Annotated in this window: 3 protein-coding genes; 2 read left to right on the top strand and 1 reads right to left on the bottom strand. The window is 65.6% G+C overall.

What is annotated here, in order from left to right; all coding sequences use genetic code 11:
• Positions 1 to 25 precede the first annotated feature (25 nt).
• Positions 26 to 2,608: an HWE histidine kinase domain-containing protein gene (locus SR3_RS19515; RefSeq protein WP_245653999.1), complete on the bottom strand. Its 2,583-nt coding sequence runs from the start codon at positions 2,606 to 2,608 to the stop codon at positions 26 to 28.
• A 526-nt stretch (positions 2,609 to 3,134) separates the two neighbouring features.
• On the opposite strand from SR3_RS19515, the gene SR3_RS19510 reads away from it, so the two are divergent.
• Both SR3_RS19510 and SR3_RS19505 read left to right on the top strand, forming a co-directional pair.
• Positions 3,135 to 4,340, top strand: coding sequence for an acyltransferase family protein (locus SR3_RS19510; RefSeq protein ID WP_068089967.1), 1,206 nt, complete (start codon positions 3,135 to 3,137; stop codon positions 4,338 to 4,340).
• A 258-nt stretch (positions 4,341 to 4,598) separates the two neighbouring features.
• Positions 4,599 to 6,866 (top strand): NADP-dependent malic enzyme, encoded by a 2,268-nt coding sequence (locus tag SR3_RS19505; protein ID WP_068089966.1) that lies wholly within the window; start codon positions 4,599 to 4,601, stop codon positions 6,864 to 6,866.
• Positions 6,867 to 6,959: the final 93 nt, after the last annotated feature.

Below are 6,959 nucleotides of genomic sequence, written 5' to 3'. Positions count from 1 at the left end.
TTTCCAAACAGACTCTGACCCCTTTTCAGCCGACCGGATCGGCTTCGTTTTCCAGCCCCAGAAGCTCCACGATCGCCCGGCCGATGTTGGCCGTGGTGTAAGGTTTTTGCACCACCAGGCGCGAACGATGCTCCATCGGCAGTTGCGCCTGCTCGCCATAGCCCGAGGCGAAGAAGAAGGGCACGCCCATATCCAGCAGGCGGCTGGCGATGCCGAAGCTGTTGCGGTCCCCCAGATTGATGTCGAGGATCGCCAGATCGGGTTTGCTGTCGTCCAGAATGTCATGCGCCGCCTCGGTGGTGGAGGCCGTGGCGATGGAGGCGCCGAAGCGCACCAGAATATCCTCGGCATCCAGCGCGATGATCAGGCTGTCTTCCACCAGCAGCACCGATTTGCCCGAGAGGAAATTGGGCGCGAAGGAGAAGTTCTCTTGCGGATGGGCATGGGGGATGCGGATCTTCTTGCCCGCGAAGCTCTTGCGTTCCGAGACATGGCGGGCGGGGATGCAGAAGCGCGCCTTCACGCCGTCCGGATCATAGCGAATGTCCGCCGTTCCGCCCAGATCGTAGGGCACCGAGCGCTCGATGATGGTGGTGCCGAAGCCCTTGCGGCGCGGGGGCTGCACCGGCGGGCCGCCGCTTTCCACCCAGTCGAAGCGCAGATCGCCCGCCTCGTCGCGCGCCCATTGGATATGAACCTCGCCCTGGCCGGAGAGGCTGCCATATTTGGTGGAGTTGGTGACCAGCTCATGCACCACCAGCGCCATGGAGGAATAGGCCTGCGGGTTGAGCAGGATCGGCGGCCCGTCCGAGAGGATCGAGCTTTCCTTCTCGGCGGCGAAGGCGGCGGCCTCGGCCTCGATCAGGGCTTCCAGAGGGGCGGGGCCCCAGTGGTCGTCGGTGATCTGGTTGTGGGCGCGGGCCAGCGCATGGATGCGGCCATCGACGACGCGCACGAAATCCTTCACGGCCTCCTCATCGGGCTGCGACTGGCGGATCAGCCCCCGGATCACGCCCAGAATGTTGCGCACCCGGTGGTTGAGTTCCGCGATCAGCAGTTCCTGCCGCGCATTGGCCTGATGGCGATGCGCGGTGGCCTCGTCGGCCAGGCGCAGCACCACCTCGATCAGCGTGGCGCGCAGCGTTTCGGCGACGCGCACCTGCGAGGGGGTGAAGGGCGTGGATTTGCCCTCCACCAGCTCATGCCATTCGGCGAAGCTTTCGCGCGGCGTCAGGCGCGGGCCGTTGGGGCCATAGGTGACCGGCTTGTGCGGATCGCCCGCCCAGCGCACCTGCGAGCGCATCTCGCGCCGGAACAGCACCACATAGTCACGCGGCGAGCGCGAGATGGGGATCGCCAGCAGGCCCGAGGCCAGTTCGGCGAAACCATCGGCGCCATCGATCAGCGAGCCGATATGCTCGGTGGCATAGACCTTGCCCGCCGCCGTGCTGTTGAGCGCGCGGATGATGCGGCGAAAATCGTCGGTGGGCGGAGTGATGCCGGAAAAGGCATAGCCGCCGTTGATCCATACGCCCACGCCATCGGCGGGGATGGCGCTGGTGAGGATGTCGCCCAGCCAGTCGGGATCGTTGAGCAGCGTTTCATCCGAGGCCACGGCGCTGAGCAGCTGGTCGGAAATGTCACGCGCGCGGCGTTCGTAGTCTACCAGCTCGCGGCGTTCGCGGCTTTCCAGGCGCATGGCGAACATCTGGGCGAAGAGCTCGCTGAGCGACCTGAGTTCATAACTGGGGGCACGGGGAGCGTAATGGTGGCAGGCAAACAGGCCCCACAGCTCGCCATCGACCACGATCGAGATCGACAGCGAGGCCTCGACCCCCATGTTCTTGAGATATTCGATATGGATCGGCGAGACCGAACGCAGCACGGACAGCGACAGATCCAGCGCCTTGCGATTGGCGTCCAGCGCCGGAATGATCGGCACCGGCTGGGCGTGGACATCGCGGATCAGCCGCAGCAGGTTGCGCTTGTAGAGCTGACGGGCCTGCTGGGGAATGTCGCTGGCGGGGTAATGCAGCCCCTTGAAGCTGCCGATGCCCGAACGGCAGGCCTCGGCCACCACCTCGCCCGAGCCGTCGGGGGCGAATTTGTAGACCATCACCCGGTCGTAACCCAGCAGGGCGCGGATCTGGCGGGCGCCCTCGCGGTAGAAGGAGGGCAGGTCGGGCTGGGCGTCGAGCCGCACGATCAGGCTGCGCACCGTGCCATTGGCGTCGCCATTGTGCTGGGCGCCGGGCTCGGCCTCCAGCACGATCTGGCCGCCCGAAATATGGATGGCGATGTCGAAAAAGCGCTCATCCTCGGTGAAGGTGGCGCCGAACATCCGCTCGACCATATCCGGGTTGGTCAGGCAGGCCACGCGGTTACGCAGATTGTGGATCAGCACGCGCGGCACGAAATCGGCAAGCGGCTGGCCGATCAACTGCTCGGGCGAGACGCCCAGATAATCGCCGATGTTGGCCGAGACGCGCGCCACCAGCCAGTCCGAAGTCAGCGCCAGCAGGAAGCCCGAAGGCTGAATGGCCCCCAGCAGATGAATGGGCTCACGATCGCAATTGGTAAGATCGACCGCTTGAGCTTGTTCTGACACGAAGGCTTTGTCCTGCTCTGTAAGATGCATGTGAACCTGCAAAGGGGAATGCACGGGCCAATCTCCCGTTCCCACAGGGCCTTGCGTTCCAAAGGTTCGGGGGAGCCTTGACGGCTGTTCCTCTGCGCTTGCGGGGCAGGCCCGTCAAGCCGTTAACCGGTCTGGAGTCGCGGCGGCGCAGGCGCCTTGCGGGTGGTTCCGGGGGGCATGAAGCATCCGCTTTGGGCATTTCAGGGTGGGCTATGCGGGGTTTTGCGGGCCATCGCTCCGCTTCGGAGGTTTCGCACCGTTCCCTTCGTGAGGGCGGGTGTTAGGCCACAGGGGTTCTGCGGCGCCCCCCAGCCAGCGAAAGGATGACGGGGCGTGGCGAAGAGATGGCCAGCCCGGTGCGCAAGACCGGCTGGCGGGCCGGGAAGGGGCTGCGATGAAATCCATGCTGACAAGCCCGCGGCTGACAGTCCCCAATCCTGCCTCTCACCCTTTGCCGCATCCTTTGCCCCCCCCTTTGCCTCATGCCTCGCCATCCGTGGGGCAGGGGGGCGGGCGGCCCGGCCATGGCGCGGCGCGTTACGACCGGATCGATGCGCTGCGTGCGCTGGCCATGATGGCGGTGATCGCCCAGCACACCGATATTTTCCCCATCGGCTGGCTGGGGGTATGGATCTTCTATGTCATCTCGGGCTTCGTCGTGACGCTCTCGATCCGTCGCGGCGATCCGCCTCGCGCCATCGCGGGTGATACGCGCCGCGCCATCGCGCGCGATAAAGGGGCGGCGCTCGCGGGCTTCTACATCCGCCGCGCGGCGCGGATCATCCCACTTTACTGGCTTTATGTGGCGCTGGCCGGGTTCATCACCTTCTGGCTGCCGGGGCCGGATGACCCGTGGGAGATCCTGTCGCAGGCCAGTTTCACCTATAATTTCTATCTGCTGGATCATCCCGAAATATCGGTGCTGCCCACCACCCATCTCTGGACCATCTCGGTGGAGATGCAGTTCTATGCGCTGGCGGGGGTTGCGATCGTGCTGCTGTCGGATGGCGCGCTCAAGCGCTGTCTGGCGGGGGTGGTGGCGGGGTGCCTGCTGGGGCGCATCGCCCTGATCGGCCAGTTGCAGCATTTCAATCAGTCGGCGCACATCTCCTTCCTGCATTTCGACGCCTTCTCGGCGGGATGCCTGCTGGCGCTCTATCGGGCGCGGATCGGGGCGCCGCAGGCCGGGTTCCTGATGATGCTGGGGGTGATGGCGATGGCGCTTCTGGTGGCGGTCTATGCCGTGGTGAACCATCATCTGGGGGCGCAGGGCATCGAGGTGGTGCAGAAGATCCTCTCGGGCGACGGCATGGGGCAGGGGCGCGGCGCCTTCATCTTCTCGGCGGCGACGATGCTGGGGGTAGGCTGCGTGGCCATGGCGGCGGCGGGGCGCGGCTGGTTTCCGGCGCTGCTGGGCTGGGGATGGCTGGCGCGGATCGGGCGGGCCTCCTATTCCGGCTATCTGCTGCATTTCGCGGTGATCGAGGGGCTGTATGAGGCGGTGATCCTGCTGATCGGCCATGATCCGATGCACAGCGGCACCGGGGCGATGCAGATCGCCTTCCGCCTGGCGCTTTGCGTGGGTTCCATCGGCATGACGGTGCTGCTGGCCGATCTGTGCTATCGCTGGCTGGAGATGCCGCTGGCCCGGCTCTGCCGTGTTCTGCTGGAAAAATGCCTGTTGAAGCCCGTGCGGGCCTGACGATCGGGGGACTGCGCGAGGGCAGGAAGGCAAGGCGCAACCGACCGGCGGCACGATTGCATGTTGCGACGGAATGCACGCAAAAATTGCAACAAACCACGCGTAGAAACCGTGTCGGTTCGCTCTCGCCTCGGCAAGATGAATGGGTTAAGGCCCTGACTCGCGCGGCGGGTTCGTATGCATGGGGCGTATGCCCGCTTGCGTGTCTGCCGGGCATTCCTGCCGGGTACTCCTGCTGCCCTTGCTCAAGGTTTGAAGATGGACGATACGCTTTACCGCGCCGCACTCGATTATCACCGCTATCCCAAGCCAGGCAAACTCAGCATCGAGCCGACCAAGCGCATGGTCAACCAGCGCGATCTGGCGCTGGCCTATTCGCCGGGCGTGGCCATCCCCTGCACCGAAATCGCCGCCGATCCGGACAAGGCGCTGGAGTACACCGCGCGCGGCAATCTGGTCGCGGTGATCTCCAACGGCACGGCGGTGCTGGGTCTGGGCGCGATCGGCGCGCTGGCCTCCAAGCCGGTGATGGAGGGCAAGGCGGTGCTCTTCAAGAAATTCGCCGACATCGATGTGTTCGACCTTGAGGTCGACACCACCGATCCGCAAAAGTTCATCGACGCGGTCGCCCTGCTGGAGCCGACCTTCGGCGGCATCAACCTTGAGGACATCAAGGCCCCCGAATGCTTCTTCATCGAGGCCGAGCTGAAGAAGCGCATGAACATTCCGGTGTTCCATGACGATCAGCATGGCACCGCCATCGTCGTCGCCGCCGGTGTGCGCAATGCGCTGGTGCTGCAGGGCAAGGAGCTGTCCGAGGTCAAGCTGGTCACCTCCGGCGCGGGCGCGGCGGCGCTGGCCTGTGTCGATCTGCTGGTCTCGATGGGGCTGCGGATCGAGAATGTGACGCTGACCGACAAGGATGGCGTGATCCATGCCGGGCGTGAGGGCATGGCCCCCAACATGGCCCGCTATGCGCGCGAAACCAACGCCCGCACCCTGCCCGAGGTGCTGCCGGGCGCGAATGTGTTCCTCGGCCTATCGGCGCCGGGCGTGTTGAAGCCCGAATGGCTGCCGCTGCTGGCCGAAAAGCCGCTGATCTTCGCGCTCGCCAATCCCGAGCCGGAAATCCGCCCCGAGGTGGTGCGCGAGCAGCGCCCCGATGCCATTGTGGCCACCGGGCGTTCGGATTATCCCAATCAGGTCAACAATGTCCTGTGCTTCCCTTACATCTTCCGCGGCGCGCTCGATGTCGGCGCCACGGCGATCAATGAGGAGATGAAGGCCGCCGCGGCAGAGGCCATCGCCTCGCTGGCGCGCCTGCCCGCGCATGAAAGCGTGGCCCAGGCCTATGGCGGCCGCCGCCTGACCTTCGGCGCGGAATACATCATCCCCACGCCCTTCGATCCGCGCCTGATTTCCGAAATCGCCCCCGCCGTCGCCAAGGCGGCGATGGACAGCGGTGTGGCCCGCAAGACCATCGACCTCGACGCCTATCGTCGTTCGCTGGCCGAGCAGAACCTGCGCTCGACCCAGCTGATGATGCCGGTGTTCGAGGCCGCGCGCGGCTCGCAAAAGCGCGTCGTCTATGCCGAGGGTGAGGATGAGCGCGTGCTGCGCGCCATTCAGGACGTGCTGGACGAAGGACTGGCCAAGCCCACCATCGTCGCGCGCCGCCGGGTGCTGGCCAAGATCATGCCCGACCTCAACCTGCGCTTCGCGCTGGACCGCGATGTCGAGGTGGTCGATCCCGAGACCGATCACGAGATCCTGCGTCCACTGGCCGAAGCCTACAGCAAGCTGGCCGCGCGCAAGGGCGTGCCCTCGCAGGAAATCCTGCGTCACGTCTATCGCCGCCCCACGGTGACGGCGGCGATGCTGCTGCGCACGGGGCGGGTCGATGCCGCGCTGGTGGGCGGCACCTCCGAATATTGGAGCCAGATCGAGCATGTGCTGCGCATCATCGATCCGATCCCGGGCCTTCAGCGCGCCTATGCGCTCTCCGGCCTGATCCTCGATGCCGGTGCGCTGTTCATCACCGACACCCATCTGGTGCCCGATCCCACGCCCGAGCAGATCGCCGAAATGACGGTGCTGGCCGCCGAGCATGTCGCGCAATTTGGCCTGACGCCGCGTGTGGCGCTGCTCTCGCACTCCAACTTCGGTTCGTCGCACAGCCCCAGCGCGCGCAAGATGCGCAAGGCTTTCAAGCTGGTGAAGCAGCAGGCTCCGGACCTGCAGGTCGATGGCGAAATGCATGCCGACGCCGCCCTGTCGCAGCGCCTGCGTGAAACGCTGGTGATGGACAGCCCGCTGGAAGGCCCGGCCAATCTGCTGGTCATGCCCAATCTGGACGCGGCCAACATCACCCTGACGGCGCTGGCGGCCTCTTCCAGCTCGCCCACCGTGGGGCCGATGCTGATGGGCCTGTCCAAGCCGATCCATGTGCTGACGCCCGGCGTGACCGCGCGCGGCATCCTCAACCTGACGACCATCGCCGCCGCCGAGGTGTGCCACCGCCAGTAAGCCCGGCCTGATGGCGCAGAAAAAAGGACCGGCGGGGCAGCTCCTCGCCGGTCTTTTTCATTGTGACGCAACCTTCGTGGTTTCAAGGTGTTG

Origin of the sequence: Novosphingobium rosa NBRC 15208, assembly GCF_001598555.1 — a bacterium.
Lineage (GTDB): Bacteria > Pseudomonadota > Alphaproteobacteria > Sphingomonadales > Sphingomonadaceae > Novosphingobium > Novosphingobium rosa.
Note: the sequence above shows the minus strand (reverse complement) of the source record. Positions and strands in the feature narration are given on the sequence as shown.

Bases quoted from the DNA above. Each gene is read 5' to 3' on its own strand.
- SR3_RS19505 (WP_068089966.1), top strand. From the start codon at position 4,599: ATGGACGATACGCTTTACCGCGCCGCACTCGATTATCACCGCTATCCC.